Source organism: Streptomyces sp. NBC_00370 (genome assembly GCF_036084755.1).
In the GTDB taxonomy this organism is placed as follows: Bacteria; Actinomycetota; Actinomycetes; order Streptomycetales; family Streptomycetaceae; genus Streptomyces.
In genome coordinates this window covers 4,956,317-4,982,692 of record NZ_CP107968.1, presented here as the reverse complement: position 1 = coordinate 4,982,692, position 26,376 = coordinate 4,956,317, and the positions used below count along the sequence as shown (strand labels likewise).

Below are 26,376 nucleotides of genomic sequence, written 5' to 3'. Positions count from 1 at the left end.
GGCCGGCGTGCAGGTCGTACGCGGTCAGCGGCGCGGCGCCAGGACCTCCGACAGCACGTCGTGCACGTACGTGTTCGGGTGCTTGCCCGAGAAGCGGTCCGAGAGCGGGCCGCTCGCCGTCACCGCGACGTCCACGCTCGTGTGGCCCGACGTCGTCCAGTCGAGGTAGAACTTCTTCTCGCTGCCCCGGATCGAGAACGGCCCGTCCTCGGCCGAGATCCCGTCGCCCGACTCGTCGGCCGTGTCGGTCTCCTCGACCGCCAGGCCGCCCGTCTCGTGGTCGGCGGTGACGACGAGCAGGGTGTCCGGGTGCGTCGCCACGTACGCGCGGGCGACCGCGACCGTCTTCTCCAGCTGCCGCATCGACTGCAGCAGCTTGGCACCGTTGTTGGAGTGCGCGAACTCGTCGGTGCCCTCCTCCTCGACCATGAGGAAGAAGCCCTTCTTGTTCTTCTCCAGGCTGCCCAGGGCCTTGGTCGTCATGGTCGGCAGGTCGACGACCGGGTCGTAGATGTCGCCCTGGCCCTCGGGGCGCTGCTGGAACATCTCCTCGTTGCTGAACAGGCCCAGGATCTTGCCGTTCTTGGCCTTGTCGAGCTGCTTGGCGCTGGAGACGTACGAGTAACCGGCCTTCTTGGCCTTGTTGATGAGGTTGCCCTGGGTGCCGACGCTGCCCTCGGCCGGGTCCTCGGCGGGCTTGTCCTTGAACGCGCCCGGGGTGCCCTTCGGCAGCCACCAGTCCTCGCCGCCGCCCAGGATCACGTCGGGCTTGCTGACGTCGAGGTACTGGCGCGCGATGTCGTCCTGCTTGCTGCGGTCCGCGCTGTTGGCGAAGAAGGCGGCGGGCGAGGCGTCGGTGACCTGCGCCGTGGTGACGAGACCTGTTGCCTTGCCCGCCGACTTGGCCTGCTGGCCGAGCGTGGCGAGACGGTTGCCGTCGACGTCGACGCTGATCGCGCCGTTGTACGTCTTCTCGCCCGTCGCCCAGGCGGTGGCGACGGCGGCCGAGTCCGTGATGACGGCCTTCGGGTCGTCCGGAGTGGTGGTCAGCTGGCCGGAGTTGGTCAGCTTGTCCATGTTGAGCTGACCGTACAGACCGGTCAGGTTCAGCCGGGCGGCCTCGCGTGCGGCGGCGCCCATGCCGTCGCCGTTGATGAAGATGACGTTCTTCGCCTTCGGGGCCTTGGCCTTCGCCGCGACCTGCGGGGCGCTCGCCGAGGCTCCGAACGTCGGGCTGATCACCATGGTCGCCACGACCGCGGCCGCCGCTGCCGCCCCCGACGCACCCCACATCCGTGTATTACGCACGCGTGTGTTCACAACAGCTCCTAGTGAGTCTTTACCCGGCTTTGCCAAGGCATCGGCAAGGCATCGCCAGGACCATAGGCGCGCATGAAGTACCGCACGGTGAACGTGGGGTGGCCGGTGGCTGACGGGGTGGCGGAGCCGTTATGCGTCCCCGCCCCCCGACGAGCCTTCTAAGACCCCTCCTAGGACCCCTCCGCCGAGCCCTCCGACGAGCCCTCCAACTCCCCCTCGGTCTCCAGGAACGCCGCCCGCAGCGCGTCCAGCACCGCCGGGTCCGGCTTCGCCCACATCCCGCGCGACTCCGCCTCCAGCAGCCGCTCCGCGATGCCGTGCAGCGCCCAGGGGTTGGCCTCTTGCAGGAACTCCCGGTTCTCCGGGTCCAGTACGTACGTCTCGGTGAGCTTGTCGTACATCCAGTCGGCCACGACGCCCGTCGTCGCGTCGTACCCGAAGAGGTAGTCGACGGTCGCCGCCAGTTCGAAGGCGCCCTTGTAGCCGTGCCGCCGCATCGCCGCGATCCAGCGGGGGTTGACCACCCGGGCGCGGAAGACCCGCGACGTCTCCTCGACCAGGGTGCGGGTGCGGACCGTCTCGGGCCGGGTCGAGTCGCCGATGTACGCCTCGGGCGCCGTGCCCTTGAGCGCGCGCACGGTCGCGACCATGCCGCCGTGGTACTGGAAGTAGTCGTCGGAGTCCGCGATGTCGTGCTCGCGGGTGTCGGTGTTCTTCGCGGCGACGGCGATGCGCTTGTACGCCGTCTCCATCTCCCCGCGCGCGGGCCGCCCGTCGAGTTCGCGGCCGTACGCGTACCCGCCCCACACCGTGTAGACCTCGGCCAGGTCGGCGTCGGTGCGCCAGTCCCGGCTGTCGATGAGCTGGAGGATGCCCGCGCCGTACGTGCCTGGCCGGGAGCCGAAGATACGGGTCGTGGCGCGGCGTTCGTCGCCGTGCTCCGCGAGGTCGGCCTGGGCGTGCGCGCGGATGTAGTTGGCGTCGGCGGGCTCGTCCAGTGAGGCGGCGAGCCGTACGGCGTCGTCCAGCAGCCCGATGGCGTGCGGGAAGGCGTCGCGGAAGAAGCCGCTGATGCGCAGCGTGACGTCGATGCGGGGGCGGCCCAACTCGGTTGCGGAGACCGGCTCAAGGCCTGTCACGCGCCGCGAAGCGTCGTCCCAGACCGGCCGGATCCCCAGCAGCGCCAGCGCCTCGGCGATGTCGTCGCCCGAGGTGCGCATCGCGCTCGTGCCCCACAGCGAGAGCCCGACCGAGGTCGGCCAGTCGCCGTTGTCGGTGCGGTAGCGCTCCAGGAGGGATTCGGCGAGCGCCTGGCCGGTCTCCCAGGCGAGCCTGGACGGTACGGCCTTGGGGTCGACGGAGTAGAAGTTGCGGCCCGTCGGCAGGACGTTGACCAGGCCGCGCAGCGGCGATCCGGAGGGACCCGACGGTACGAAGCCGCCGTTCAGCGCGAGGACGGCGTGGTCGATCTCGTCCGTCGTCGCGGCGAGCCGCGGCACGACCTCGCGGGCCGCGAACTCCAGGATGTCGGCAACGGCCTTGCCGTGCCCGGCCGTTACGCCGGCGACGGCGGCCGGGTCCCAGTCCGCGTCCTCCATCGCCTGGACGAGCGCACGCGCCCGCTCCTCCGCCTCGTCGGCCGTGGTGCGGGTCGCCGCCGACTCGTCCAGGCCGAGCGCCTCGCGCAGTCCGGGCAGCGAGGTCGTACCGCCCCAGATCTGCCGGGCGCGCAGGATCGCCAGGACGAGACTGACGCGCGCGTCGCCGGCCGGGGCGCCGCCCAGGACGTGCAGCCCGTCGCGGATCTGCGCGTCCTTGATCTCGCAGAGCCAGCCGTCGACATGGAGGATGAACTCGTCGAAGCCGTCGTCGTCGGGCCGGTCCTCAAGGCCGAGGTCGTGGTCGAGCTTGGCCGCCTGGATCAGCGTCCAGATCTGGGCGCGGATCGCGGGCAGCTTCGCCGGGTCCATCGACGCGATGGCCGCGTGCTCGTCGAGCAGTTGCTCAAGGCGCGCGATGTCGCCGTACGACTCGGCGCGGGCCATCGGCGGTACGAGGTGGTCCACGAGCGTCGCGTGCACCCGGCGCTTGGCCTGGGTGCCCTCGCCCGGGTCGTTGACGAGGAACGGGTAGATCAGCGGCAGATCGCCGAGGGCCGCGTCCGGCGCGCAGGCGGCGGACAGGCCGGCGTTCTTGCCGGGCAGCCATTCCAGGTTGCCGTGCTTGCCGAGGTGGATCATCGCGTCGGCGCCGAAACCGCCGTCCTCGCGCGCCGCCTGGATCCACCGGTAGGCGGCCAAGTAGTGGTGCGAAGGCGGCAGATCGGGGTCGTGGTAGATCGCGATGGGGTTCTCGCCGAAGCCGCGCGGCGGCTGGATGAGGATCAGCAGATTGCCCCGGCGCAGCGCGGCCAGGACGATGTCGCCGTCCGGGTCACCGCCGTTGGCGGTCCGGCTGCGGTCCAGGAACATCTCGCCCGGCGGCGGCCCCCAGTGCCGCTCGACCGACTCCCGCAGCACGGCGGGCAGTTGCCCGTACCAGCGCCGGTAGTCGGCGGCCGGTATCCGCACCGGGTTACGGGCCAGCTGCTCCTCGGTGAGCCATTCCTGGTCGTGCCCGCCGGCCTCGATCAGGGCGTAGATCAGCTCGTCACCGTCGCCGGACTCAAGGCCGGGTACGGGCTCGTCGCCGAAGTCGTAGCCCTCGGCGGCCAGTCGGCGCAGCAGCGCGACCGCGCTCGCCGGGGTGTCGAGCCCGACGGCGTTGCCGATCCGCGAGTGCTTCGTCGGGTACGCGGAGAGGACGAGCGCCAACCGCTTGTCGGGGTTGGGGATATGGCGCAGCCGCGCGTGCCGTACGGCGATCCCGGCCACCCGCGCGGCCCGCTCCGGGTCGGCGACGTAGGCGGGCAGCCCGTCCTCGTCGATCTCCTTGAAGGAGAACGGCACGGTGATCAGCCGCCCGTCGAACTCCGGTACGGCGACCTGCCCGGCCGCGTCCAGCGGCGAAAGGCCCTCGTCGCTCTCCTCCCACGCGGCGCGCGACCCGGTCAGGCACAGCGCCTGGAGGATCGGCACGCCGAGCGCGGCGAGCGCGCCCGCGTCCCACGACTCGTCGTCCTCGCCCGCCGACGCCTGCGCGGGCTTCGTACCGCCCGCGGCGAGCACGGTCGTGACGAGCGCGTCGGCGGCGCCCAGCGCGGCCAGCAGCTCGGGTTCGGGGGCGCGCAGGGACGCCACGTACAGCGGCAGGGCCCGGCCGCCCGCGTTCTCGATCGCGGAGCAGAGGGTGTCGACGAAGGCGGTGTTGCCGCTCATGTGGTGGGCGCGGTAGTAGAGCACCGCGATCAGCGGCCCTTCAGCGGAGGGCGACGCGGTGCGCTCCAGCTCGCCCCAGGTCGGAGCGGGGGCCGGCGGCTCGAAGCCGTGCCCGGTCAGCAGGACCGTGTCGGAGAGGAACCGCGCGAGCTGGTCCAGGTTGGCCGGGCCGCCGTGCGCGAGATACGCGTGCGCCTCGGCCGCGATCCCGATCGGGACGGTCGACGCCTCCATCAACTGCGCGTCGGGCGCCTGCTCGCCTGTGAGGACCACCACAGGCAGGTCGCGCGCGAGGAGCAGGTCGATGCCGTCCTGCCAGGCGCGCAGACCGCCGAGGAGCCGTACGACGACGAGGTCCGCGCCGTCGAGCAGCGCGGGCAGCTCGTCGAGCGGCAGCCGCGCCGGGTTGGCGAAGCGGTACGGCACGGGGCTCTCCGCCGCGTTGGCGGCGCGCGCGCTGAGCAGGTCGGTGTCGGACGTGGACAGGAGCAGGATCATGAGCCGGCTGGCCTTCCTCGGGGTCCGCGCCCCGGGCGGTAGGTCGGACGGCGGGAGTTCCTGGCTCGCCCGGCTTTCGCCCGGCTCACAGTGGCGGGACCGCGCCGGCTTCGCACCGGGCTTCCTCCCTGATCGCCGTCCTGGCGATGGCGGGCCCGGGATCCGGCGGCCCGCCGCTCTGCATAGTAGGTGGTGCAGGTCATCGGCCGGGAGAGCGCCTGAAGGGGCCCCGGCGTCCGGCAGGGGAGCGAAGAGGCGCACGTGGGTATGCTCGCCGCCATGCCGCCGACCTCGCCAACACCCGTGAACCGGGACGAAGCTCCCGCACGGGAGCGCGGCCCCGCCGTACGCGAGCGCGGCGACGCGTGCCCCGGCGCGCTGCGGCTGCATCCGGCCGACGACGGCCGCCTCGCGCGACTTCGGCTGCCCGCCGGACTCCTGACGTTCCGTCAGGCGGAGGTGCTGGCGTCGGCCGCGGAGCGTCTTGGCGACGGCCATCTCGACCTCACGTCCCGAGGCAACGTCCAGCTGCGCGGTCTGGGCGAGAGCTGCGGCGGCGAGCTGGCGCGGCTGCTGTACGACGCCGGTCTGCTGCCGTCGGAGGAGCACGAGCGGGTCCGCAACATCGTCGCGTCACCGCTGGCCGGACTGGACGAAGTCCCGTACACGGACGTCCAGTTGTGGGCCCGCGAACTGGACGGGCTGCTCTGCGCGAGCCCGGCGGCGACGGGACTTTCCGGCCGCTTCCTGTTCGCGCTGGACGACGGCCGGGGCGATGTCGCTGAGCTGGGCGCCGATGTGACGTTGCTCGCACGGCCCGACGGATCGGCGACGGTACGTACCGGCACGAACAGGACAGGCGGCCCGGTCGTCCTGGCCGCGAACGCCCCGAAGGCGGCACTGGTGGCGGCGGAGACGTTCCTCACGCTGGCGGAGGCGACCGGCTCGGGCGCCTGGCGCGTAAGGGAGTTGCCGGACGGCCACGGCTTGGCCGGGGCGGTGGAGGGCGCGCTGCGCGCGGCGGGCCTCCTGGCGACCGGGGGCGCCACGGCGGAGCCGGGCGACACGGCAGGGCCCGGTGCCGCCGCAGACCGGGACACCGTCCAGGCGCCCGACACCACCACAGAGCGGGCGATCCAGGCAGGGCGCAACCAGTCCGCAGGACCGGAAACGCTCGCCAACCCGGACGCCACGGCGGAGCCGGGCAATGCGGGGCCGGAGGCCACCGCCGCGCCCTGCAGCACGCTGGCGCCGGGGCCGGAGTTCACGGCTGGGCCGGACCCCACGCCGGGGCCGGAGTTCACGGCTGGGCCGGACCCCACGCCGGGGCCGGAGTTCACGGCAGGGCCGGACCCCGAGGCCACCCCCCTGCCGGAGGCCACCGCCGGGCCGGGCAGCACACCCGGGCCGGACTCCACCGCGATACCCCCGTCGCCCGACGCCGGCACTGCCCGCCCTCACGTCCCCGGCGCGCAGCCCCCGCCCGGTCTCATCCACTCCCCCCGCGACGGCACCACCGCCGTCTCCGTCTACGCGCCGCTCGGCCGCCTCAGCGTCGCGCAGTGGCGGCTGTTGCAGGACACCCGCAGCGGAACGGGTGAGCTGCGCGTCACCCCCTGGCGTGGCGTCGTGATCCCCGGCCTCGCCCCCGCCGCCGCGCGTGACCTGCTGGCCCGCCTCCGCACGGCGGGCCTGATCACCGACGTCACCTCCCCCTGGTACGGCGTGAGCGCGTGCACCGGCCGGCCCGGCTGTGCGAAGGCGCTCTCGGACGTACGGTCCGACGCGGCCCCGCGCCGGCACCCGGACGACCCGCCCGTCCACTGGTCGGGCTGCGCCCGCCGCTGCGGCCATCCGGCCGGGCGGAGCTGGGTCGACCTCGTCGCGACGGGCGAAGGCATCTACCAACCATGGCGACAGACGAGATGAGCGAGACCCCTGTGTCCACAGCGTTCGACTACGAGAAGGACGGCGCGGCGATCTACCGCCGCTCGTTCGCCACGATCCGCGCCGAGGCGGACCTGACCGGACTCCCCGCCGATGTCGCGCAGGTCGCCGTCCGGATGATCCACGCCTGCGGCATGGTCGACCTGGTCGCGGACCTCGGCTTCACCACCGGCGTGGTGGCCCGCGCCCGCGAGGCGCTGCGGGCCGGCGCGCCGATCCTGTGCGACGTCTCGATGGTCGCCAGCGGCGTCACCCGCAAGCGGCTGCCCGCCGGCAACGACGTCGTCTGCACCCTGTCCGACCCGTCCGTCCCCGCCCTCGCCGCCGAGCTGGGCACGACGCGCAGCGCGGCGGCCATGGAGCTGTGGCGGGAGCGGATGGGCGGCGCGGTGATCGCCGTGGGCAACGCGCCGACCTCGCTGTTCCGGCTGCTGGAGATGATCGAGGACGGCGCACCCCGCCCGGCCGCCGTCATCGGCGTCCCGGTCGGTTTCATCGGCGCCGCCGAGTCGAAGGACGCGCTCGCCGCGCACCCCTCGGGTCTGGAACACCTCGTCGTACGGGGCAGGCGCGGCGGCAGCGCGATAGCGGCGGCGGCCATCAACGCGATCGCGAGCGAGGAAGAGTAGTGACCGAGAACACCGCAGGAACCGGCAGGCTGTACGGCGTGGGCCTCGGCCCCGGCGACCCCTCCCTCATGACCGTCCGCGCCGTCCAGGTCATCGCCGAGGCCGACGTCGTCGCGTACCACTGCGCCCAGCACGGCCGGTCCATCGCCCGCTCCATCGCCGCCGAACACCTGCGCCCCGACCACGTCGAGGAGCGGCTGGTCTACCCGGTCACCACCGGGACGACCGACCACCCCGGCGGCTACCAGGGCGCCATGGAGGACTTCTACGCCGAGTCCGCCGCCCGGCTCGCCGCGCATCTGGACGCGGGCCGCACGGTCGCCGTGATCGCCGAGGGCGATCCGCTCTTCTATGGCTCGTACATGCACATGCACAAGCGGCTCGCCGACCGGTATCCCACCGAGGTCGTCCCGGGCGTCACGTCCGTGAGCGCCGCTGCGGCCCGGCTCGGTACGCCGCTGGTCGAGGGCGAGGAGGTGCTGACGGTCTTGCCGGGCACCCTGCCCGAGGAGGAGCTGACGGCCCGCCTCGCGTCGGCCGACTCGGCGGTGGTGATGAAGCTCGGCCGCACCTTCCCCGCCGTGCGGCGCGCCATCGAACGCGCGGGCCGGCTCCCCGACGCCCAGTACGTCGAGCGCGCCACGATGAGCGGCGAACGCACCCTGCCCCTCGCCGACGCCGACCCGGACTCCGTGCCGTACTTCGCCGTCGCCGTCCTGCCCAGCCGGGTCGACGCGGCACCAAGACAAAACCGCGAACGCGGCGAGGTCGTCGTCATCGGCACCGGCCCCGCAGGCCCGATGTGGCTGACGCCCGAGGCGCGCGGCGAGCTGGCGGCGGCCGAGGATCTGGTCGGCTACACGACGTATCTCGACCGGGTACCGGTACGGGCGGGCCAGCGGCGCCACCCGTCCGACAACAAGGTCGAGTCGGAGCGCGCCGAGTTCGCCCTGGACCTCGCGAAGCGCGGCCGGCGCGTGGCGGTCGTCTCCTCGGGCGATCCGGGCGTCTTCGCCATGGCCACGGCGGTCCTGGAGGTCGCCTCGACCGACGCGTACCGCGACGTGCCCGTACGGATCCTGCCGGGCCTGACGGCGGCCAACGCCGCCGCCTCCCGGGTGGGCGCCCCGCTGGGCCACGACTACGCGGTCATCTCGCTCTCCGACCGGCTCAAGCCGTGGGAGGTCATCGCGGAGCGGCTGCACGCGGCAGCGGCAGCCGATCTCGTCCTCGCCCTCTACAACCCGGGCTCCCGCAGCCGCACCTGGCAGGTCGGCAAGGCACGCGAGCTGCTGCTCGAACACCGCGCCCCCGACACCCCGGTGGTGCTGGCGCGCGACGTGGGCGGTCCGGAGGAGCGGGTACGGATCGTCCGGCTCGCCGACCTCGATCCGGCACAGGTCGACATGCGGACGATCCTGCTGGTGGGCTCGTCCCAGACGGTGACGGTACGACGCGGCGACGGCAAGGGAGGCGACGGCGACCAGGTCGTGTGGACGCCCCGCCGCTATCCGGAACGGTAGATCCCGTCCGTCACTCCCCCAGCCGCACCGACAGCTGCTCCAGCCACGCCGCCGCCTCGTCCGCCGTCGACACCACCGCCACCCCCGCCGGCATGGCGGGCCGCCGCACGACGACGACCGGCAGCCCGGCCTCCCGGGCGGCGGCGAGCTTCGGGGCCGTGGCGGCGCCGCCGCTGTCCTTCGTCACCACGACGTCGATCTTGTGCCGCCGCAGCAGCTTCCGCTCCCCGTCGAGCGTGAAGGGCCCCCGGTCGAGCAGCGGCTTCATACGGGCCGGGTGCGGCGGCTCGGGCGGGTCCACGGACCGGGCGAGGAACCACACGTCGTCCAGGCCGGCGAAGGCGGCCAGCCCCGTTCGGCCGGTCGTGAGAAAGACCCGCCGCGCCCCGAGGCCGGGCAGCGCTTCCGCCGCCTCGTCCAATGAGCCGACCGGGTGCCAGTCGTCGCCCTCGGCCGGGACCCAGGACGGCCGGCGCAGGGCCAGCAGGGGAACATGGTCGGCGGTGGCCGCACGGGCCGCGTTGAAGCTGATGATCTCGGCGAAAGGATGGGTGGCGTCGATGAGCGCGTCCACACGGTGCTCACGCAGCCAGTCGGCGAGCCCTGTCACCCCGCCGAACCCGCCGATCCGCACCTCGCCCGGCGGCGGTACGGGCCGGGCGACCCGCCCGGCCAGCGACGTCGTGACGCGCAGCTCCGGCCGCCCGTGCAGGAGCCCGGCGAGGGCGCGCGCCTCGGTCGTACCGCCGAGGATCAACACATGGAGCACCGGCAATCCCTTCACGTGTTCCCCCTTCGCCCGCGGCCCGCACGGGTCGTGCCATGACTGAGCCTGCCAGGGGTGGGCGCGCGGCCCAACTCGAACACACCGGACTGCGGGCCGGCTGGACCACCGGCGCGTGCGCGACGGCGGCGGCGACCGCCGCGTACACCGCCCTCCTGACCGGCGATTTCCCGGACCCGGTCAGCATCACCCTGCCCAAGGGCCATACCCCGTCCTTCGCCCTCGCGACGGAGGAGCGCACCGCCGGGCAGGCGACGGCCGGGGTGATCAAGGACGCGGGCGACGACCCGGACGTCACGCACGGCGCGCTGATCCGCGCGACGGTACGGCAGCTGCGCCCCGGCGCGGGCGTCGTCTTCCGCGCGGGCCCCGGCGTCGGGACGGTCACCCTGCCCGGTCTGCCGCTGGACGTCGGCGAACCCGCCATCAACCCCGTACCGCGCCGCCTTATCCGCGAACACATCGAAGCGGTGGCGGCCCGGCACGGCGGGACGGGTGACGTGGAGGTGACGGTCTCCGTGGACGACGGCGAGGAGATCGCCCGCTCCACGTGGAACCCGCGGCTGGGCATCCTCGGCGGCCTGTCGATCCTCGGCACCACGGGCATCGTCGTCCCGTACTCCTGCTCGGCCTGGATCGACTCGATCCGCCGTGGCGTGGACGTGGCACGCGCGGCGGGCCTGACGCATGTCGCGGGCTGTACGGGCTCCACGTCGGAGAAGACGGTCCGCGCGGCCTATGACCTCCCGGAGCTGGCGCTGCTCGACATGGGCGACTTCGCGGGCGCGGTGCTCAAGTACATCCGCCGCCATCCGGTCGACCGGCTGACGATCTGCGGCGGCTTCGCCAAGCTCTCCAAGCTGGCGGCGGGCCATCTGGACCTGCACTCGGCCCGCTCCCAGGTCGACAAAGCCTTCCTCGCGGAGCTGGCGGTGGCGGCGGGCGCCTCGGCCGAGCTGGCGGCGCAGGTGGCGGAAGCCAACACCGGCCTGGCCGCGCTGCGCCTCTGCCAGTCGGCAGGGGTCCCCCTGGGTGACGCGGTCGCGCTGAAGGCCCGCGAGGAAGCGCTACGGGTCCTGCGCGGGGCGCCGGTGACGGTCGACGTCATCTGCATCGACCGAGCGGGCGCGATGGTGGGCCGCAGCGACCCCGCCTAGGCCCTGTCCGACCGGACAGGGCCCAGCCCGCTACGAACCGGCGAGCGCCTTCCGCGCCGCAGCGAGATGGTCCGTCATCGCCCGGCGTACGCCGTCCAGACGCGCGCCGTACTGCTTCACGGCCGCCTGCTGGTAGCCGAAATCGGCCGTGAACCACACGCCGACGACGTTGGCGTCGTGACGGCACTCCTGATCGGCCACCGCCACCCGCAGTTCCTCGGCGGTCGGGGCAGGTCCCGAGGACCAGCGGGCGTCGCCCGAGGCCGCGAGCGGGTCGGCGTACGGGTGGCCCTTGCGCTGCATGCAGTCCGCCCAGGAGGCGAACACCGCGCGGGTCCGCGGGTCCCGCTGCCCCTTGGCCAGCGTGTCGAACTTGAGTGACACGACGAAGTCGGGGTTACCCGCGCTGCCCGTGACGCTGCCGGTCAGGATCCGGTTCGCCTCACCGACGCAGCCGTGATCCGGGACGGTGCGGCCGTTGAGCGTCATGCCGCCGGGGCCGTTCTTGCGCTTCGGGTCGGCCGTACCGGTCAGTGCGGTGTTCTCGCCGGCCGTCAGCGAAGGGGCCTGACCTCCGGCTGCCGCTCCGGCCTGGGCTCCGGCCTGCGGAGACGCGCCCTCGGGGTGATAGCCGAAGGTCTTCGCGTGCGCCATGGTCTGGAACCCGAAATAGCCGTCCATGCGGGTGGTGGGCGCGTCGGCGCCGATGCCGGTGGTATCGCCGCTCTGCGCAGGCGGGGCGTAGTCGAAGCGCAGCCGTCGCATACACCGGGAGACCAGGGTCGCGGAGGCCTGGCTGATCGTCTGGAACTGCTTCGGGTTGAGCAGGTACGGATCCAGCGGCATGGCCCGGTGGTTGGCGTCGGTGAGCACCGGGACGCCCGACAGGCCGTCCAGCGCCTGTGGTGAGGCGCCTGTGGATGACGAGGACGAGGGCGACGCCGAAGGGGACGCCGAAGGGGACGAGGAGGAGCACCCCGGCAGCAGGAGGACGGCACACCCGAGGGCGAACAGGGCGGGCAGGCGACGCACGGTCATGAGTCCCGGTTCCTTGAGGTGAACGGAGGAACGGAGCCGGGGAGGGCGGCTGCCCTCCCCGGCCCGCGCATCACAGGAACTTGCCGGACGCGTTGTTGTTCTTGAGCGAGGAGTTCAGGTCCGCGCTGCCCTGCGCGGGGATGTCCTGGCAGGCCACGGAGCAGTTGTAGTTGCGGTTGTAGTAGATGCGGAACGTCGAGTTGCCCCAACTGTCCACGGCAGCGGCGTGGTTCTTCACGCTCAGGCCCGCGCCGGCGCTGCCGTTCTTGCCCGCGTAGAACTGCCAGTTCTGGTAGTCCGCGATCGGCGCGGCGGTGGCGAAGACGGCCCCCCAGCCGTACGCCGAGGAGTTGTAGTAGAGGCAGACCCAGCCCGCGGTGCAGTCGTGACCGGGCGGCACGACGGCGGGCTTGGCTGCTGCGGCGGGTTTGCTCGGTGCGGCGGACGCGACGGGCGCCATGGCCAGCCCCGTCCCGACAAGTCCGATCGCCGCTACGGCGACTGCGGCCGTTCTGTTGATGCGCATGGTGTCAGCTACATCCTTCACATGTGGTCAAGCATGCGGAATGGCAACCTCCCCCGTTCCTAAGGGAGTTGATGCCATCCCAACAGGCCGTCGCCATACGTGGGGCAGCGGAATGTTCAAGGCCGGGCCAAGTCGTTCACCCCTTGAACGAACGCGGACCAGCTCGCGGTCTTGAGGCGAAGGACGGGCCCGGCGGGGCGCTTGCTGTCGCGTACGGGGACGACGCCGGACGCGGCGGCGGAGGTCGGGTCCCACTCAAGGCAGTCGCCGCCGCCGCCGTTGCTGTAACTGGATTTGATCCACATGCAGCCCATAAGAACGGACGGCCGGACCCTGCACCAGGCAGGTTCCGGCCGTCCGTTGTTGTGGCTCAGGCTATGGGAAAACCCTCGTCGTTCAGAGCGTGGACGAACGCGGCCCAACCGTCGGCGTTGACGAAGAGGACCGGACCTGCGGGGACCTTGCTGTCCCGTACGGGTACGACACCGAACGCGGCGATCTTCGGCGCCCACTCCACACAGTCGCCACCATTGCCGTTGCTGTAGGTGGACTTGACCCACTCCGCGAGGGAGAGGTCCAGGGTGGTGCTCATGTCGGTAGTGCCTCCATGACCGATCGGATGAGTGCCGCCGAGTCGCGGGGCGGCAGGGCGTAGGCCCTCATCAGATGGTAGGCCCGACAATGGGCCCTGACGCTTTCCGGGTCTTCAAGCAGCGTGCCGGTGCCAATGCTCTCCTCGTAGGACACAACCTGTTTGTCGTCCAGAGTCATTAGCGTCAACGAGCCGCCCATAAGCGCATGCGCCCCGTGGGAAAACGGGAGCACCTGCACGGTGGTGTTGGGGCCGTTCGAGAGATCTATCAGACGGGCGAGCTGCGCTCTCATCGCGTCCGAACCTCCGACGGGCCGCCGGATCACTGCCTCGTCAAGGATCATGAACAGATCCAACGCCGGGGTGCCGTTGAGCAGCAACTGACGGCTCATGCGAGCGACCACCAGCTCCTCGATCTTGTCCTCAGTGGCCTGCGGATAGGTCTCGCGGAAGATGTCCCGGGCGTACGCCTCCGTCTGCACCAGCCCAGGAACGATCTGCCCGGCGTACTGGTCAATGGTCCGGGCCCGAGCCTCAAGCTCCATTCGGCGCCGGTACCTGTCCGGATGGATCTCCTTCCGAGCCAGCGCGTACAGCTCCTGGAAGATCCCGTCCGTCCCGAAGCAGGCGTCCAACTGGGCCGCCAGCCCCGGCGGTGGCACGTAGTCGGCGATCTCGATGCGCGACAGATGACTCTTACTCATGTGCACGACGGACGCCAACGACTCCAGCGTCATTCCGTGCCGTTCCCTGAAGACCCGCATCTTCGCACCGAACAAGTGTCGGGCTGACAGGTCGGGGGTTAATTCGCGCGAAGGGCGGGCCATAACACTGCCTCCAAAGCTCCCATGGATGGGCTCGGGACTCAAAACGCTTCTCACGGTACGCGGTTGGGCCGATGGTGGAGAGAGAAAAGCGTGAAGAGCACGTGACCCGGTGAAAGGTACCCGACCCATGGCGGAATCAATGACCCCCGAATCCAGCATTGTTCACGGCCCGAGCGAGGCCCGCAGGATGCTGTCGGAGATGACGGAGGAGTTCGGTCAGGACGGCATCCTCGTCGTCCGCAAAGCCCCTGGTGCCTGGGTCGAGGACGAGGGGGCGGAGCTTGCGCCCAAGTCGGCGCTGGACTGGCCACCGTGCGAGTGCGGCCACCCGAAGTGCCCCGACCGCAAGACCGCCGAGGACGCCGGCCCCGGTGCGTGAGGTGGCTGGGGCGGCGCATCCGAGCACATTTTCGGATGCGCCGGCGCACGCCGAAACAGAAACTCGTCCGCAGCTCCACGATTCGCCTTTTCATAGCGGCCCATCACGACCGTGAGGCGTTCCTTGCCGAACTCCACGCGACCGCAACGCCCTTACCGAGGACCGAAACTGCCGGGCCGCATTACTCACACGAATGAGCAGTGCCGGCGTCGTGCCACGTGACGAATTCCCCGCCCGCCTGCCCCCGACCGGCAAGCGGCCGCCGCCCGCAGTACGCTGGTCAAAATGTGCTAAACCCTGCCATACGCGCAAGGGACGGAGTCCCATGACGGCGTACCTGATCAACCATTTGCGCATCCCCGGCGGTGTTCCCACCGAGGAGGGACTGTCGTATCTGGAGCAAGTGGAAGGCACCGCAAAGCCGTTCGGCGGCCGGTGGCTGGCTCAAGGCCCTGTGGAGGTCGTCGAAGGCGCCTGGCCGGACTCCGCCGTACTGATGGAGTTCCCGACCATGGACGCCGCCCGCGAGTGGTACGACTCGCCGGAGTACCGGGCGATCCGGCACCTGCGGATCAACAGCGCCATCAGCGACTTGGTCTTCATCGAGGGCGTGGCCCCCGATTTCACCGTGGCCGGGTTCGCCCAGCAGGTACGGGCCGCCATCGCGGCGGCGGGTACGACGTGAGGAGGTCACGATGCGTGCTGACATGAAACTTGAAGTGGTCACCCTGCCCGTCTCGGACGTCGACCGGGCGCGGGAGTTCTACCAGAAGCTCGGCTGGCGGCTGGACGCAACTCCTCCGTGGGTCGTCCAGTTGACGCCGCCCGGCTCGTGGTGCTCGGTCCAGTTCGGTGAGGGCCTGACGACAGGCGCGCCCGGGTCGGCCCAGCGGCTGTACTTGATCGTCTCGGACCTCGCTGCGACGCGCGACGACCTGCTGGCCGCCGGTGTGAACGTGGGCGAGATCTTCCACCTCGGTGAGAACGGCCCGGTCGCAGGCCCGGAGGCGGGCCCCGACCCCGGGCACAACAGCTACTCGTCCCTCGCCACCTTCGCCGACCCCGACGGCAACACCTGGCTGCTCCAGGAGATCACCTCCCGGCTGCCGGGCCGTGTCGACTCCGCGGGGACGACGTTCACCTCGACCCCGGACCTGGCGAGCGCGCTGCGCCGCGCGGCGGCGGCCCACGGCGAGCACGAGAAGCGGACGGGCGAGGAGGACATCAACTGGCCCGACTGGTACGCGGACTACATGGTGCGCGAGCAGTCGGGCACGCAGCTCCCCACCTGAGCCGCGAACGCGTCCCACCCGGAAAAAGCGATTGCACGAGCCGTCCTCCGGCAGACAGGGTGCGTGGGTCACCGCCCGACGCGTCTGCCGAGGACTTGCCGGCGCGCTCTGGGCCGCCCTCGAAACGGGCGCGGTCGCCCGGCTGGCCCCGTAACCTCCGGCCCCCGGCTTGTCCCCCGCTATCCGTCGATGACCGACATCAGTGCCGCGGTGAAGGGCGCGGGGTCCAGGTCACCGCGGATGGCGAGCTGCTGGCTGTAGCTCATGCAGAGCGCGACGAACCCTTCGGCGATCTGCGCGGCCTGCGGCCGGCGGCTTTCGGGCACCAGCCCGGCGACCGCGTCCCGCATGGCGGCGAGCTGTCGCTGGACGACGGCCGCCAGCGGCGGCGACACCGCGGCTTCGGCGTAGATCTGGGCGACCAGCCGCCCGTGGTCGCTCTCGCGCGCACGGGCCCGTACGAAGGCGAGGAAGCCCGCGACGGCCTCGGCGGTGAGCGCCTCCGGCAGGGCTTCGGTCCCCTCCTCGCAGACGGCGACGACGATCTCGTCCTTGCTCTTGAAGTACCGGTAGATGGCCCCGTTGGAGAGTCCGGACTCGGTGACGATGTCGGCCATGGACGTGCGGGCGAAGCCATGACTGGCGAACCGGGCGCGGGCGGCGTCCACGATCTGCTGACGGCGGGCGTCGAGGTGCGCCTGACTGACCTTGGGCATAAAAAGAGTGACCCCTCGTTTTTCTTGGTACGGTGGTGGAGCTTATCGCACCACCAATTTTCAGGAGTTGTCATGCGCTATCAGACGTTCGGCCGACTGACCGGGCTACGGGTGTCGGAGTACGCGCTGGGGACCGCGAACTTCGGCACCTCGGCCACCAGTGCGGGACCCGAGGCCTCGCGGCAGATCTTCGAGGCCTTCGTCGCCGCGGGCGGCACCACGTTCGACACCTCCAACCTCTACCAGGACGGAGCGGCCGAAACCGTGCTGGGCGAGCTGCTCGGCCGCCGGCGGGACGACTTCGTGGTGCTCACCAAGTACAGCGGGACCCGGCAGGACAAGCCCCGCCCCGGCACCACCGGAAACAGCCGCAAGATCATGGTCCGTTCCCTGGAGGCGAGTCTGCGCCGCCTGAACACCGACCACGTGGACGTCTTCATGCCGCATTTCCCCGACGGCACCACCCCGGTCGAGGAGATCCTGGCCGGCTTCGACGACCTGATCCGCTCCGGCAAGATCCTGCACGGCGGACTCTCCAACTTCCCGGCCTGGCGGGTGGCCGGCGCCGCGGCCCGTGCGGACCTGCGCGGCCTGGCCCCGCTGGTCGGCATCCAGACCGAGTACAGCCTGGCCGAGCGGTCGGCCGAGCGGGAACTGCTGCCGATGGTGCAGGCCCACGGCCTGGGCGCGTTCCTCTACTCGCCGCTGGCCGGAGGGCTGCTCACCGGCAAGTACCGGCAGGGCGGACAGGGTCGGCTGTCCGCGCGCGGCGACGCGGTCGAGGGCGCCGCGCAGCGCGCCACCGTCGATGCCGTACTGGCGGTCGCCGACGAGCTCGGCACGAGCCCCGTCCAGGTCTCGCTGGCCTGGCTCCGCCGCCGGGGCGCGCAGGCGCACACCGCCCTGGTCCCGATCGTCGGCCCCCGCTCACTGACGCACCTGGCGGAATATCTCGCGTCGCTCCAGCTCGAACTCGGCGACGAGCACTACCGGCTGCTGGACGAGGTCAGCGCGGTCCGGATGGGCACCCCGCACGAGGACGTCGCGGCGGCGCTGAGCCACGGCTTCGACGGCGACCGCTCGCTGCTCGACGCCCCGGCCGTTCCGGTCAGCTGATCCGCACGGCTCAGGCTTCGCCGCTGTCGTGGTCGCGGTCGCGTTCCGTCGAGTACAGGTGGCTGTCGCGGAACTGGGTGGCCGCCAGGGTGCGGCCGACCAGGATCACCGCCGTGCGGACCACGCCCGCCGCCTTCACCTGGCCGGCGATGTCGGCGAGGGTGCCGCGCAGGATCAGTTCGTCCGGGCGGCTGGCCATCGCCACCACCGCCGCCGGGCAGTCGGGGCCGTAGTGCGGGAGGAGTTCGGCCACCACGCGGTCGGTGTAGCGGGCCGCGAGGTGCAGGACCAGCAGGGCGCCGCTGCGGCCGAGCGTGGCGAGGTCTTCGCCGGGCGGCATCGGGGTGGCCTGCTGGGCGACGCGGGTGAGGATGACCGTCTGGCCGACGGTCGGCACGGTCAACTCCCGCTTCAGCGCGGCAGCCGCCGCCGCGAACGCCGGTACGCCGGGGACGACTTCGTACGGGACGCCGAGCGCGTCGAGCCGTCGCATCTGCTCGGCGACCGCGCTGAAGACCGACGGGTCGCCGGAGTGCAGCCGGGCCACGTCCTGGCCGTTCTCGTGGGCGCGGACCAACTCGGCCGTAATACCGTCCAGATCCATCCGCGCGGTGTCCACCAGCCGTGCGTCCGGCGGGCATTCGGCGAGCAGTTCGCGCGGGACGAGGCTGCCGGCGTACAGACACACCGCGCACGCGGCGAGCCTGCGGGCGCCGCGCACCGTGATCAGGTCGGCGGCGCCGGGGCCCGCGCCGATGAAGTACACCGTCATCGTTGGCCTCCTGGGGCCGTGTCGCTCACGGATTTCGTGGCCGCGGATTTCGTGACCGCCCACTGGGTGACCGGCATCGCCTGCCGCCACCCGGTGAAGCCGCCCACCGGCACGGCGTGGGCGACGGCGAGCCGGGTCAACTCCCCGCCGTGGCGCCGGTACCAGTCGGCCAGCAGCGCCTCGGACTCCAGCGTCACGGTGTTGGCGACCAGCCGGCCGCCGACCCGCAGAGCCTCCCAGCAGCTCTCCAGCATTCCCGGCGCGGTCAGCCCGCCGCCGATGAACACCGCGTCCGGCGCGGGCAGTTCGGCCAGCGCCTCGGGCGCGGCTCCGGTGACGACCCGCAGGTCCGGCACCCCGAGCGCCCGCGCGTTGCGGCCGATGCGCTCCGCGCGCGCCGGATCGCGCTCCACCGAGACCGCGCGGCAGGACGGGTGCGTACGCATCCACTCGACGGCGATCGACCCCGAGCCGCCGCCCACGTCCCACAGCGACTCGCCGGGCGCGGGTGCCAGCGCGGCCAGCGTCGCCGCGCGCACATGGCGCTTGGTGAGCTGGCCGTCGTGTTCGTACGCGGAGTCCGGCAGCCCCGGCACAGCGCCGAGCCGCAGCGCTTCCGGGTCGCGGCGGCACTCCACGGCGACGACGTTCAGCGGATCGCCTTCGGCCGCCGACCAGTTGGCGGCGGTTCCCTCGACGCACCGCTCGTCCGCCCCGCCGAGCTGTTCGAGCACCCGCAGCCGGCTCGGCCCGTAACCGCGCTCCCGCAGCAGCGCCGCCACCTCGGCGGGCGTCGCCGCGCCGGCGCTCAGCACCAGGACCCGGCGCCCGTCGTGCAGCGCGGCGGTGAGCCGGTCGGCGGGGCGGCCGACCAGGGTGACGACGTCGGTGTCCTCCACCGGCCAGCCGAGCCGGGCGCAGGCGTACGACACCGACGACGGGTGCGGCAGGATCCGCAGCGCGGCGGCGCCGACGGTCTCGGTCAGCGCGCGGCCGATGCCGTAGAACATCGGGTCGCCGCTGGCCAGGACGCAGACGGCGCGCCCCGCGTGGGCCGCGAGCAGGCCGGGCACCGCGGGCCGCAGCGGCGAGGGCCACGGGACCCGTTCGCCCGCGCACTCCTCGGGGAGCAGGTCGAGCTGACGCGGTCCGCCGATCAGTACGTCCGCGCCGCGCAACGCCGCCCGCGCCGGGCCGGACAGTCCGTGCCAGCCGTCGGCGCCGATGCCGACGACGGTCACGGCGTCGGCTGCGGGGTCGGCGTGGGCATCGGCGGTGGTCGGTGGGCGGCTCACCTGCGAACTCTAACGTGAGGGGGGTGAGGGCCTGTCGGGTGGCGCGATGCCCGCCAGCAGCGCGCGGACCGTCTCCTTCGCGAACTCCTCCTCGCCCGCCGGGAGCAGCACGCCCGGCGGCGGGTCCGGTGCGTAGAACAGCTCAAGGAAGGCGCGGTGGAAGCAGGCGCCGACGAGGAGCATCGCCGCCGCGTCCGGGTCGACGTCCTGGGCGATCCGGGACAGGGCCTGCTCCGCCGCCAGATACCCGGCGAGCGACCGGGAGGCGGCGTGCGGGCCCGAGTTCTCCTCGGCGATCCGCCTGCGGTGGGCCGCCAGCAGACCGGGGCTGGCGAAGAGGGAGGCACCCATCGGGAACGTCTTGCGGTAGAAGGGCACGCCCATCCGCACCACCTCCTCCAGGTGGTCCGCCACCTCGCCCAGGCCGACGCGTGACGGCAGTCCCGCGAGGGCTTCGGGAAAACGCGGGGCACGCTCGTGCAGGACGCGGACGAAGATCTCTTCCTTGTCGCTGAAGTGCTTGTAGAGCGTGGCCTCCGAGCAGCCGGCCTCGCGAGCGATCTCCTTCGTCGTCATCCGCGTCAGCCCCACGCTGGTCATCAGCCGGGCCGCGGCGTCGAGGATGCGCGAGCGGGTGAGGGCGCCCCCGGTCAGGGCGGGCGGAGAGGTGTCAGCGGCCATGGGACGGAGTCTAGCTTTGACAGGTGGGTGAGTATTCACTCACACTGGAGGGAGTAAGTATTCACTCACCCACGTCCCCCGAGAAGGGCAACGCCATGAAGCTCACGGTCCTGGGAGCCACCGGCGGTGTCGGGCGGCAGATCGTCACGCACGCGCTGGCGGACGGACACAAGGTGACGGCCGCCGTACGGGATCCCGCACGGCTCGGCGTCGAGCACGCGAACCTCGACGTCGTACGGGCCGACGCGCTCGACGCCGCGTCCCTGCGGGGCGTGGTCGACGGGGCCGAGGCCGTGTTGTCCGGGATGGGCCAGGCGGGGCGCACGGACCCGCTCAAGCCCGCCTCGGCCTCGGCGCGCGCCGTGGTCGACGCGATGCGCGCGACCGGCGCCCGCCGTCTGGTGGTGGTCAGCGCGGCGCCGCTGAACCGTACGGGAGCCGGACAGCCGTGGTTCACGCACAAGCTCGTCGTGCCGGTCATGTGGGCGGCGCTCAGGGAGCTTTACACCGACCTTGAGTCGATGGAGCGGATCCTGCGGGACAGCGGACTCGACTGGACGTCGGTCCGGCCGCCCCGGCTGACGAACGCGGCGGGGAAGGGCACGTACCGGCACGCCGTCGAGGCGGGCCCCGCCGGTTCGGCGATCAGCCGCGCGGATGTCGCACGGGCCATGCTGGACTTCGTTACGGTTCCGGAGACGGTCGGCCACGCGGTCGGCGTCAGCAACTGACGGCGGCGGCGGAGGGCGGGGGACGGCGGATGACCACTCGACTGACGCTGGTCTCCCCCGCCATGACGACGGCGCTGCGCGAGGCGCGCTTCAGCACGGACGACGCCGGGTTCGACGCGGCGGCCGTGGCGGCTGCCGGCCCCTTCCCCGCGGGCCGCGCCGAGGTCTACGCGTCCCCGTCGCCGCGCTGTGTCCGTACGGCCGAGGCGCTCGGCCTGGATGCGACGCCCCTGCCCGCGCTCGCGCCGTGCGCGACGGGCCGGTGGCAGGGCAGCACCCTGGACGAAGTCGCCGCCGCCGAACCGGAGTCGGTGGCCGCGTGGCTGGCCGACCCGGCGGCGGCGCCGCACGGCGGGGAGTCGCTGGCGGCGCTGCACGAGCGGGTCGGCGCGTGGCTGCGGGACCTGGCACCGGAGGGCGGCCGGGTCGTCGTCGTGGCGGAGCCGGACGTCGTACGCGCGGCCGTCGCGCTCGCCGTCGGCGCACCCGCGTCGGCGTTCTGGCGGATCGACGTACGGCCGCTGACCGCGACGGAGCTGAGCGGACGGAACGGCCGCTGGAACCTGCTCAGCGGCCGTTCTCTGTCCTCTGACTGATGACTGATGACTGACTGTTGACTGATGGGTGACGCCGCTCTGCCGCTGGTCAGCGGCGGCGGCTCGGGGACTTCGCACGGTCCAGCGCGGCCACACCGACCGCCGCCAGGACGATCTGGATGATCCACTCGATCCAGTCGGGTCCGTCCGTGTCGGCGACGCCGATACCGCTCGCGATGGCGGAGCCGATCAGCGCCGCGACGATGCCGATGATGATCGTCCAGATCACCCCGATGTGCTGACGGCCCGGTACGACCAGCCGTCCCAGAACACCGATGATGATGCCGATGATGACGGCTGCGATGATGCCGGAAATCTCCATGTCCGCTCCCTCTTCGCCGCACCCGCAACGCGCGGTGGCGTGCATGCGAACGTGTGCCCGCTGAACGTGGATTCAGTCAGCGGGCGCGGGGCGGGGGCGCGTTGGGAGGGCGCGCGTTACGAGGCTCGGCGCTCCCGCCAGTCCCGTACGACCTCTTCGACGTCGTACGGCCTGATGCCCAGCACGGGCCCCGGCGGCGGTTTCGCCAGGCACGCGGCGATCTTCTCGTTGATCTCCGCCAGGATCTGTCTGACCTGCCGCTCCGAGCGGGCCGCCCGCGCGCCGACGAGGGCGTCCTCCGCCTCCTTGCGCAGCATGAGCGTGGGCGGGAGGTAGGACAGGTTCTCCCGCCGCATCTTGTCCTTGACCCACCACAGCTCGTCGTACGGCGCGTTCGCCGAGGCCAGCGGCTTGCCAAGACCCGGCAGGTCGGCGAAGGCGCCGCGCTCCTCGGCCTCCCTGATCTGCCGGTCCGCCCAGCTCTCGAAGCTCACACCCGGTGGCTTGCGCTCAGTCATCCCCGGTCCTCCGCCTACGTAGCGAGATACGTAACCATCATGACCCGGACCGGGGCGCAGGCGGAAGGAACCCCCGACGGACGACGGAGGCCGTGCTCCGCCTACCGGCCCGCCCAGGCCGGGTCGCGGCCCGTCAGGCCCAGCAGCGCGGCGAACGGGCCCGCGTCGGCCGGCACCGGCACCTCTTCCCCGAAGACCCCCATCCTGCGGGCGGTCGGTGCCAGCGCCGCGTACTCGGCGCAGAGTACGTCCACGAGCGCCGGATCCAGCTCGTACGGCTGTCCCGTCGCGCGGGCCAGGTCCCACCCGTGGACCATCAGGTCGCCAAGCCCCATGGCGCCGATCGTGCGCGACGGCAGCCCCATCCCCTGCGAGACGCCCTCCTCGGCGCCGGGCTCCTCCCAGGCCCGCACGAGCCGGTCCGTCTCCTCGGCGAACCGCTCGCGCCAGTCCCCCGTCAGCGGCGGCGGTGGCGAGCTGAGATCGGCCTGCTCCTTGGCGGCGAGCGCCTGGAAGCCGACCACGACCTGGAGGAGATGCGCGGCGAGCGCGCGGACGTCGTACTCACCGCACGGGGTGGGCGCCGTGAGCTGGTCATCGGTGATGCGGCGGACGACGGGGACGGTCCGGCCGGCCGCCGAGCGCAGCAGCTCGCTGATCTTCTCGGTCATGGGCACGAGCCTAGGGTCTGTCGTTTGGATCAGGCCGGATCAGGGAGCGGGAGCTGGTGCCGTGGATCGCAAGGCGGAGGAGGGAGGCGACGCGGAGCGTCGCCGACCGACGACAACGCCGCGAGGCGCGGTGCCGGCCCCCGCGAGCCCGGCAAGATCCAAACGACAGGCCCTAGGAATCCGGCAGCCCCGGCGTATTGAAGAAACGCGACATAGGATCGGTTCCATGGCTGGTCCACGGCGTGACACCCGGGGCATCATCGACGCCCCGGAGCTCTTCGCGCAGGTGCGGTTCCGCCGCCGCGAGCCCGCCGCAGCGCTGCGGCCGTACCTGGAGCACTACTGGCTGATCGACTGGGATCTGACCCGGCCGTACGTCTCCCATCTCGTCCCGCATCCGTCGGTGAACGTGGTCTTCCAGCGCTTCGGGGAGCAGGAGCCGTTCGGGGAGGTCGCCGGCATCGGCCTCGAACTGTTCACGCAGAAGCTGGAGGGGCGCGGCCTGGTGCGCGGGGTGCAGTTCAGGCCGGGCGGTTTCCGGCCGTTCGCGCCGCAGTGGCCGGTGTCGCGGTGGACGGGGCAGCGGCTGCCGGTGGCGGAGGCGCTGCCGACGACGGAGGCGGAGATCGCGACGATCCTGGCCCCGGCGGGCGCGGACGCGGGTACGGGTGCGGGTGCGGGGGCCGACGACGCGGCGGTGGCGGCGCTCGACACGTATCTGCTGGGCGTCGCTGATCTCGGCGAGCCCGGCGGGCCGGCCGAGCCCGACCCGCAGGTCGCGATGGCGATGCGGCTGGCCGACCGGATCAGGACCGACCGCACGGTGCGCCGGGTGGCGTCACTCGCGGAGACGGAGGGGATCTCGGCGCGCTCGCTGCAACGGCTGTTCGCGACGTACGTGGGGGTGGGCCCCAAGTGGGTCATCCTGCGCTACCGCATCCATGAGGCGCTGGAGCGGGCCGAGTCGAGCGAGGGCGCCGAGGTGGACTGGGCCGAGCTGGCGGCCGAACTCGGCTACAGCGACCAGGCCCATCTCGTACGGGACTTCACGGCGACGGTCGGGGTGCCCCCGACGGCCTACGCGCGCTGACCGCCGGCGCCGCCGCCGGTGACTCCGAGGGCGCCCGCCCCGGTCGCCGCCGCGTGGCGCAGGACGCGCAGCGGACCCGCCAGCAGCTCGGCGGAGTCGAAGCCGGCGGGCGCCGCCGACATGGCCGACAGCCAGGCGTCGATCCTGGCGAGCACTTCGGTACGCCGTGGCCCCGTGACGGCGAGGACGGCCTCCGCGTGCGGCAGCACGCCACGTACCTCGTCGGCTCGCAGCAGGAAGTCCCCGAAGGAACCGGGCAGTTGGGCGGCGGCCTCGGCGCCGAGACCGTGGTAGAGCGCGGTGGCGGGATCCCCGTCGGGGACGGAGACGACGAAGTGCGCGTCAGGACCCACCCCGGTACCCGCGTCCCGCAGCAGCTCCAGACCGGCTTCCTTCATGGCGGCGACCGCCGGAGCGGTGGGCCCGCCGCTGCGCGCGAACGCGTCGAACCGGCGGGCCGCCGCGGTCGGACCCGGCGTGAAGTACGGTTCGCGGTCGCCGCCTTCGAGCCACCACCGCAGATCGTCGGCGTACCCGGGCGGCACGCTCCAGGCGCCTTCGGCCCCGGAGAACCGCAGCGGCAGGGCGGCGACTTCACCGTCCGGCACAACCCCGACGGTCCAGACGCCGGTTCGGAAGCCGGTCCGGCTCATATGTCAGACCCCCCACCTAGAGTTCCGTGACATGGAGATCAAAGCACCGCGAGTACGGCTTGATCCATGGTCCGAGGGCGATCTCGACCTGCTGCGCGGGATGAACGCCCCTGAGCTGATGGCGCATCTCGGCGGCCCCGAGACGGACGAGCAGGTGCTGAAGCGGCACCGGCGGTACGTGGAGCTGAGCGCCGACCGTACGGGCAAGGGCAGGATGTTCCGCGTCGTGCTGCTCCCCGGGGACGGCGAAGCGGAGCAGCCGGTCGGCACGGTCGGCTTCTGGGAGCAGACCTGGAACGGCGAGGCCGTGTACGAGTCGGGCTGGGGCGTCCTCACGGCGTACCACGGCCGGGGCATCGCCCCGGCAGCGACGACGGCCGTCGTGCACGAGGCCCGCACGGCCGGCAAGCACCGCTTCCTGCACGCGTTCCCGTCCGTCGACAACGCCCCGTCGAACGCGGTGTGCCGCAAGGCGGGTTTCACGCTCCGGGGAGAGGTGGACTTCGAGTACCCGGTGGGCCACCCGATGCGCTGCAACAACTGGCGCCTCGACCTCACCGCCTCCTGACTAATGGGATAGCCTCCATCTACCATTAGCGCAATGGAGGGGGCTTCATGCTGCTCGCCCATATCAGCGATCTGCATCTGGACGGCACGGAGCGGGCGACCGACCGCACCGCGCGCGTCGTCGCGTATCTGAACGGCCTGACCCGTCGGCCGGACGCTGTCCTCGTCACCGGAGACATCGCGGACCACGGCGCACCCGACGAGTACGCGGAGGCGGCGAAGTTCCTCGCCGAACTCGAAGCACCCGCCTTCCCCTGCCCGGGAAACCACGACGACCGCGCCACCTACCGCGGCTTCCTGCTCGGCGAGCAGCCCGCCCCGCAGCCCACTCCCGAGACCGCGGGCCGACCGGTCAACCGGCTGCACCACGTGGCTGGTCACGCGCTGCTGCTCTGCGATTCGACGATCCCGGGCGAGGACGAAGGACTGCTGGCCGACGAGACCCTGGAGTGGCTGGCGAGCACGCTGGACGAACTGGGGGACACCCCCGCCCTGCCCGCCTTCCACCACCCGCCCGCTGGCCTGATGCATCACGACGCGGTCGACGGCATGGGCCTGGCCGAGGCGGACCGGCTGGCCGGGATCCTCGCGGCGCACGGCAACGTACCGGCGGTGCTGACCGGACACGCGCACTCCCCCGCTGCCACGACGTTCGCCGGAAGGCCGCTCCTGGTGGCGCCGGGCGTGATCTCGACGCTGCGGCTGCCGTGGGAGAGCGGCACGGAGTTCACGGACCGCGCGGCACCGCCCGCCGTCGCGTTCCATGTCGTGGGCGAGGGCGGCCCCGTCACCACGCACTTCAGGTTCGTCCCGTAGAAA

General features: G+C 72.3%; 29 protein-coding genes and 1 riboswitch. Of the genes, 13 read left to right on the top strand and 16 right to left on the bottom strand.

Features of this window, described 5'->3' with window-relative positions:
* Window positions 1–24 precede the first annotated feature (24 nt).
* Entirely contained in the window at window positions 25–1,320 is a 1,296-nt protein-coding gene (locus OHS57_RS22295; RefSeq protein ID WP_328583138.1) for an alkaline phosphatase, read from the bottom strand.
* Between the two features lie 170 nt (window positions 1,321–1,490).
* Window positions 1,491–5,135 (bottom strand): cobaltochelatase subunit CobN, encoded by a 3,645-nt coding sequence (cobN, locus tag OHS57_RS22290; protein WP_328583137.1) that lies wholly within the window; start codon window positions 5,133–5,135, stop codon window positions 1,491–1,493.
* 54 nt (window positions 5,136–5,189) lie between these two features.
* A riboswitch (cobalamin riboswitch) is annotated at window positions 5,190–5,282 on the bottom strand.
* A 132-nt stretch (window positions 5,283–5,414) separates the two neighbouring features.
* Between cobN and OHS57_RS22285 the strand changes: the two genes are divergently transcribed.
* The 3 genes from OHS57_RS22285 to OHS57_RS22275 are packed head-to-tail and all read left to right on the top strand — an operon-like array spanning window position 5,415 to window position 9,234.
* On the top strand, window positions 5,415–7,064 hold the full coding sequence (locus OHS57_RS22285; protein ID WP_443042937.1) for a cobalamin biosynthesis protein CobG: 1,650 nt from the start codon (window positions 5,415–5,417) through the stop codon (window positions 7,062–7,064).
* Complete coding sequence (locus OHS57_RS22280; RefSeq protein ID WP_041986063.1) at window positions 7,061–7,711, top strand: precorrin-8X methylmutase; 651 nt, start codon at window positions 7,061–7,063, stop codon at window positions 7,709–7,711. The genes OHS57_RS22285 and OHS57_RS22280 overlap by 4 nt, the downstream gene beginning before the upstream one ends.
* On the top strand, window positions 7,711–9,234 hold the full coding sequence (locus OHS57_RS22275; protein WP_328583136.1) for a precorrin-2 C(20)-methyltransferase: 1,524 nt from the start codon (window positions 7,711–7,713) through the stop codon (window positions 9,232–9,234). The genes OHS57_RS22280 and OHS57_RS22275 overlap by 1 nt, the downstream gene beginning before the upstream one ends.
* A gap of 10 nt (window positions 9,235–9,244) precedes the next feature.
* Here OHS57_RS22275 and OHS57_RS22270 read toward each other — a convergent pair whose 3' ends face one another.
* On the bottom strand, window positions 9,245–10,018 hold the full coding sequence (locus tag OHS57_RS22270) for a cobalt-precorrin-6A reductase (protein ID WP_328583135.1): 774 nt from the start codon (window positions 10,016–10,018) through the stop codon (window positions 9,245–9,247).
* A 38-nt stretch (window positions 10,019–10,056) separates the two neighbouring features.
* On the opposite strand from OHS57_RS22270, the gene OHS57_RS22265 reads away from it, so the two are divergent.
* Window positions 10,057–11,175 carry a cobalt-precorrin-5B (C(1))-methyltransferase gene (locus OHS57_RS22265; RefSeq protein WP_328583134.1) on the top strand — a complete coding sequence of 373 codons (1,119 nt, stop codon included), beginning with the start codon at window positions 10,057–10,059 and terminating at the stop codon, window positions 11,173–11,175.
* Between the two features lie 30 nt (window positions 11,176–11,205).
* Here the strand turns inward: OHS57_RS22265 and OHS57_RS22260 are convergent, their stop codons facing one another.
* The 5 genes from OHS57_RS22260 to OHS57_RS22240 all read right to left on the bottom strand — a co-directional run bounded on the left by OHS57_RS22260 (window position 11,206) and on the right by OHS57_RS22240 (window position 14,068).
* Window positions 11,206–12,213 (bottom strand): hypothetical protein, encoded by a 1,008-nt coding sequence (locus tag OHS57_RS22260; protein ID WP_328583133.1) that lies wholly within the window; start codon window positions 12,211–12,213, stop codon window positions 11,206–11,208.
* Window positions 12,214–12,283: 70 nt separating this feature from the next.
* Complete coding sequence (locus tag OHS57_RS22255) at window positions 12,284–12,739, bottom strand: hypothetical protein (RefSeq protein ID WP_328583132.1); 456 nt, start codon at window positions 12,737–12,739, stop codon at window positions 12,284–12,286.
* A gap of 116 nt (window positions 12,740–12,855) precedes the next feature.
* Window positions 12,856–13,044: a DUF397 domain-containing protein gene (locus OHS57_RS22250; protein ID WP_328583131.1), complete on the bottom strand. Its 189-nt coding sequence runs from the start codon at window positions 13,042–13,044 to the stop codon at window positions 12,856–12,858.
* 65 nt (window positions 13,045–13,109) lie between these two features.
* Window positions 13,110–13,331 (bottom strand): DUF397 domain-containing protein, encoded by a 222-nt coding sequence (locus tag OHS57_RS22245; protein WP_328583130.1) that lies wholly within the window; start codon window positions 13,329–13,331, stop codon window positions 13,110–13,112.
* Window positions 13,328–14,068 carry a helix-turn-helix domain-containing protein gene (locus OHS57_RS22240; RefSeq protein WP_443042936.1) on the bottom strand — a complete coding sequence of 247 codons (741 nt, stop codon included), beginning with the start codon at window positions 14,066–14,068 and terminating at the stop codon, window positions 13,328–13,330. Before OHS57_RS22240 ends, OHS57_RS22245 begins: the two co-directional genes overlap by 4 nt.
* A 217-nt stretch (window positions 14,069–14,285) precedes the next feature.
* Between OHS57_RS22240 and OHS57_RS22235 the strand changes: the two genes are divergently transcribed.
* The 3 genes from OHS57_RS22235 (at window position 14,286) to OHS57_RS22225 (ending at window position 15,829) form a co-directional block, all read left to right on the top strand.
* Window positions 14,286–14,537 carry a hypothetical protein gene (locus tag OHS57_RS22235; RefSeq protein ID WP_328583128.1) on the top strand — a complete coding sequence of 84 codons (252 nt, stop codon included), beginning with the start codon at window positions 14,286–14,288 and terminating at the stop codon, window positions 14,535–14,537.
* A gap of 325 nt (window positions 14,538–14,862) precedes the next feature.
* A complete protein-coding gene (locus OHS57_RS22230; protein WP_041986090.1) occupies window positions 14,863–15,222 on the top strand; it encodes a DUF1330 domain-containing protein in 360 nt (119 codons plus the stop codon).
* A 22-nt stretch (window positions 15,223–15,244) separates the two neighbouring features.
* Window positions 15,245–15,829, top strand: a complete 585-nt coding sequence (locus OHS57_RS22225; protein ID WP_328583127.1) for a VOC family protein — start codon at window positions 15,245–15,247, stop codon at window positions 15,827–15,829.
* A gap of 179 nt (window positions 15,830–16,008) precedes the next feature.
* Here the strand turns inward: OHS57_RS22225 and OHS57_RS22220 are convergent, their stop codons facing one another.
* Window positions 16,009–16,545 carry a TetR/AcrR family transcriptional regulator gene (locus OHS57_RS22220; protein WP_328583126.1) on the bottom strand — a complete coding sequence of 179 codons (537 nt, stop codon included), beginning with the start codon at window positions 16,543–16,545 and terminating at the stop codon, window positions 16,009–16,011.
* Between the two features lie 72 nt (window positions 16,546–16,617).
* Here OHS57_RS22220 and OHS57_RS22215 point away from each other — a divergent pair, with 72 nt between their 5' ends.
* Window positions 16,618–17,661: an aldo/keto reductase gene (locus OHS57_RS22215; protein WP_328583125.1), complete on the top strand. Its 1,044-nt coding sequence runs from the start codon at window positions 16,618–16,620 to the stop codon at window positions 17,659–17,661.
* Window positions 17,662–17,671: 10 nt separating this feature from the next.
* On the opposite strand, the gene cobM is transcribed toward OHS57_RS22215, so the two are convergent.
* Genes cobM through OHS57_RS22200 form a run of 3 tightly spaced genes read right to left on the bottom strand, consistent with a single transcriptional unit; the run spans window position 17,672 to window position 20,409 of the window.
* On the bottom strand, window positions 17,672–18,433 hold the full coding sequence (gene cobM, locus OHS57_RS22210; RefSeq protein ID WP_328583124.1) for a precorrin-4 C(11)-methyltransferase: 762 nt from the start codon (window positions 18,431–18,433) through the stop codon (window positions 17,672–17,674).
* Window positions 18,430–19,728, bottom strand: coding sequence for a precorrin-6y C5,15-methyltransferase (decarboxylating) subunit CbiE (gene cbiE / locus OHS57_RS22205; RefSeq protein WP_328583123.1), 1,299 nt, complete (start codon window positions 19,726–19,728; stop codon window positions 18,430–18,432). Before cbiE ends, cobM begins: the two co-directional genes overlap by 4 nt.
* Window positions 19,729–19,737: 9 nt before the next feature.
* The gene (locus OHS57_RS22200) at window positions 19,738–20,409 is read right to left on the bottom strand and encodes a TetR/AcrR family transcriptional regulator (protein ID WP_328583122.1); all 672 of its coding nucleotides are present in this window, start codon (window positions 20,407–20,409) and stop codon (window positions 19,738–19,740) included.
* Window positions 20,410–20,504: 95 nt separating this feature from the next.
* Here OHS57_RS22200 and OHS57_RS22195 point away from each other — a divergent pair, with 95 nt between their 5' ends.
* The gene (locus tag OHS57_RS22195) at window positions 20,505–21,140 is read left to right on the top strand and encodes an NAD(P)-dependent oxidoreductase (protein ID WP_328585131.1); all 636 of its coding nucleotides are present in this window, start codon (window positions 20,505–20,507) and stop codon (window positions 21,138–21,140) included.
* A gap of 29 nt (window positions 21,141–21,169) precedes the next feature.
* Window positions 21,170–21,736: a histidine phosphatase family protein gene (locus tag OHS57_RS22190; RefSeq protein ID WP_328583121.1), complete on the top strand. Its 567-nt coding sequence runs from the start codon at window positions 21,170–21,172 to the stop codon at window positions 21,734–21,736.
* 49 nt (window positions 21,737–21,785) lie between these two features.
* Here OHS57_RS22190 and OHS57_RS22185 read toward each other — a convergent pair whose 3' ends face one another.
* The 3 genes from OHS57_RS22185 to OHS57_RS22175 form a co-directional block, all read right to left on the bottom strand.
* The gene (locus tag OHS57_RS22185) at window positions 21,786–22,058 is read right to left on the bottom strand and encodes a GlsB/YeaQ/YmgE family stress response membrane protein (protein WP_041986127.1); all 273 of its coding nucleotides are present in this window, start codon (window positions 22,056–22,058) and stop codon (window positions 21,786–21,788) included.
* Window positions 22,059–22,174: 116 nt separating this feature from the next.
* Window positions 22,175–22,576 carry a J-domain-containing protein gene (locus tag OHS57_RS22180; protein ID WP_041986131.1) on the bottom strand — a complete coding sequence of 134 codons (402 nt, stop codon included), beginning with the start codon at window positions 22,574–22,576 and terminating at the stop codon, window positions 22,175–22,177.
* Window positions 22,577–22,677: 101 nt separating this feature from the next.
* The gene (locus OHS57_RS22175) at window positions 22,678–23,247 is read right to left on the bottom strand and encodes a TIGR03086 family metal-binding protein (protein WP_328583120.1); all 570 of its coding nucleotides are present in this window, start codon (window positions 23,245–23,247) and stop codon (window positions 22,678–22,680) included.
* A 226-nt stretch (window positions 23,248–23,473) separates the two neighbouring features.
* On the opposite strand from OHS57_RS22175, the gene OHS57_RS22170 reads away from it, so the two are divergent.
* Window positions 23,474–24,337, top strand: a complete 864-nt coding sequence (locus OHS57_RS22170) for a helix-turn-helix domain-containing protein (protein WP_328583119.1) — start codon at window positions 23,474–23,476, stop codon at window positions 24,335–24,337.
* Here OHS57_RS22170 and OHS57_RS22165 read toward each other — a convergent pair.
* Window positions 24,325–24,945, bottom strand: coding sequence for a hypothetical protein (locus OHS57_RS22165; RefSeq protein WP_328583118.1), 621 nt, complete (start codon window positions 24,943–24,945; stop codon window positions 24,325–24,327). The genes OHS57_RS22170 and OHS57_RS22165 overlap by 13 nt on opposite strands.
* A gap of 76 nt (window positions 24,946–25,021) precedes the next feature.
* Here OHS57_RS22165 and OHS57_RS22160 point away from each other — a divergent pair, with 76 nt between their 5' ends.
* Window positions 25,022–25,558 carry a GNAT family N-acetyltransferase gene (locus tag OHS57_RS22160; RefSeq protein ID WP_328583117.1) on the top strand — a complete coding sequence of 179 codons (537 nt, stop codon included), beginning with the start codon at window positions 25,022–25,024 and terminating at the stop codon, window positions 25,556–25,558.
* A gap of 47 nt (window positions 25,559–25,605) precedes the next feature.
* Window positions 25,606–26,373, top strand: coding sequence for a metallophosphoesterase (locus tag OHS57_RS22155; RefSeq protein WP_328583116.1), 768 nt, complete (start codon window positions 25,606–25,608; stop codon window positions 26,371–26,373).
* Window positions 26,374–26,376 lie beyond the last annotated feature (3 nt).

Coding starts and splice junctions, on each gene's coding strand:
- cobN (WP_328583137.1), bottom strand. CDS start 5,135: ATGATCCTGCTCCTGTCCACGTCCGACACCGACCTGCTCAGCGCGCGC.
- OHS57_RS22285 (WP_443042937.1), top strand. CDS start 5,415: ATGCCGCCGACCTCGCCAACACCCGTGAACCGGGACGAAGCTCCCGCA.
- OHS57_RS22280 (WP_041986063.1), top strand. CDS start 7,061: ATGAGCGAGACCCCTGTGTCCACAGCGTTCGACTACGAGAAGGACGGC.
- OHS57_RS22265 (WP_328583134.1), top strand. CDS start 10,057: ATGACTGAGCCTGCCAGGGGTGGGCGCGCGGCCCAACTCGAACACACC.
- OHS57_RS22260 (WP_328583133.1), bottom strand. CDS start 12,213: ATGACCGTGCGTCGCCTGCCCGCCCTGTTCGCCCTCGGGTGTGCCGTC.
- OHS57_RS22255 (WP_328583132.1), bottom strand. CDS start 12,739: ATGCGCATCAACAGAACGGCCGCAGTCGCCGTAGCGGCGATCGGACTT.
- OHS57_RS22250 (WP_328583131.1), bottom strand. CDS start 13,044: ATGTGGATCAAATCCAGTTACAGCAACGGCGGCGGCGGCGACTGCCTT.
- OHS57_RS22245 (WP_328583130.1), bottom strand. CDS start 13,331: ATGAGCACCACCCTGGACCTCTCCCTCGCGGAGTGGGTCAAGTCCACC.
- OHS57_RS22240 (WP_443042936.1), bottom strand. CDS start 14,068: ATGACGCTGGAGTCGTTGGCGTCCGTCGTGCACATGAGTAAGAGTCAT.
- OHS57_RS22235 (WP_328583128.1), top strand. CDS start 14,286: ATGGCGGAATCAATGACCCCCGAATCCAGCATTGTTCACGGCCCGAGC.
- OHS57_RS22230 (WP_041986090.1), top strand. CDS start 14,863: ATGACGGCGTACCTGATCAACCATTTGCGCATCCCCGGCGGTGTTCCC.
- OHS57_RS22225 (WP_328583127.1), top strand. CDS start 15,245: ATGAAACTTGAAGTGGTCACCCTGCCCGTCTCGGACGTCGACCGGGCG.
- OHS57_RS22220 (WP_328583126.1), bottom strand. CDS start 16,545: ATGCCCAAGGTCAGTCAGGCGCACCTCGACGCCCGCCGTCAGCAGATC.
- OHS57_RS22215 (WP_328583125.1), top strand. CDS start 16,618: ATGCGCTATCAGACGTTCGGCCGACTGACCGGGCTACGGGTGTCGGAG.
- cobM (WP_328583124.1), bottom strand. CDS start 18,433: ATGACGGTGTACTTCATCGGCGCGGGCCCCGGCGCCGCCGACCTGATC.
- OHS57_RS22200 (WP_328583122.1), bottom strand. CDS start 20,409: ATGGCCGCTGACACCTCTCCGCCCGCCCTGACCGGGGGCGCCCTCACC.
- OHS57_RS22195 (WP_328585131.1), top strand. CDS start 20,505: ATGAAGCTCACGGTCCTGGGAGCCACCGGCGGTGTCGGGCGGCAGATC.
- OHS57_RS22190 (WP_328583121.1), top strand. CDS start 21,170: ATGACCACTCGACTGACGCTGGTCTCCCCCGCCATGACGACGGCGCTG.
- OHS57_RS22185 (WP_041986127.1), bottom strand. CDS start 22,058: ATGGAGATTTCCGGCATCATCGCAGCCGTCATCATCGGCATCATCATC.
- OHS57_RS22180 (WP_041986131.1), bottom strand. CDS start 22,576: ATGACTGAGCGCAAGCCACCGGGTGTGAGCTTCGAGAGCTGGGCGGAC.
- OHS57_RS22175 (WP_328583120.1), bottom strand. CDS start 23,247: ATGACCGAGAAGATCAGCGAGCTGCTGCGCTCGGCGGCCGGCCGGACC.
- OHS57_RS22170 (WP_328583119.1), top strand. CDS start 23,474: ATGGCTGGTCCACGGCGTGACACCCGGGGCATCATCGACGCCCCGGAG.
- OHS57_RS22160 (WP_328583117.1), top strand. CDS start 25,022: ATGGAGATCAAAGCACCGCGAGTACGGCTTGATCCATGGTCCGAGGGC.
- OHS57_RS22155 (WP_328583116.1), top strand. CDS start 25,606: ATGCTGCTCGCCCATATCAGCGATCTGCATCTGGACGGCACGGAGCGG.